General features: G+C 61.9%; 1 tRNA gene and 1 rRNA gene. Both read left to right on the top strand.

The features are described from left to right. Window positions 1-106 (top strand): 16S ribosomal RNA (locus tag C442_RS16105); the annotation flags it as partial. 105 nt (window positions 107-211) lie between these two features. Beyond that, window positions 212-283 (top strand) — tRNA-Ala (locus C442_RS16100). The last annotated feature ends 137 nt before the right edge of the window (window positions 284-420 follow it).

Here is a 420-nt window from a genome sequence, read left to right as displayed (position 1 = left end):
TGGGGTCCGGATGAGGCCGTCATGCGACGGTCGAATCTGGGCTCCGCAAGGGGGCTTAAGTCGTAACAAGGTAGCCGTAGAGGAATCTGTGGCTGGATCACCTCCTACTGATCGGGATCAGGCCTCTGGCCTGACCCACCTTTCGGTGTTCGAGAACTCCGTCGACCGGGCACCTATGAACTATCAGGGCTAACAACCGTGCGGATCTGCCGGGCCCATAGCTCAGCGGGAGAGCGCCGCCTTTGCAAGGCGGAGGCCCTGGGTTCAAATCCCAGTGGGTCCATACGACGTGCCAGCCCCGAACCGTGCCCCTTAAGTGTGGGACGGCGATGGGATATGGTACGACGACAGATGCACCAGGCCGGGTGAAACCGAGCCTGGGAAGGGTCGATTCGCCCACCATCTCCACCTTGGGGGCGA

It is taken from the genome of Haloarcula amylolytica JCM 13557 (assembly GCF_000336615.1).
GTDB lineage: Archaea > Halobacteriota > Halobacteria > Halobacteriales > Haloarculaceae > Haloarcula > Haloarcula amylolytica.
This window is presented reverse-complemented; position numbering and strand designations above follow the sequence as displayed.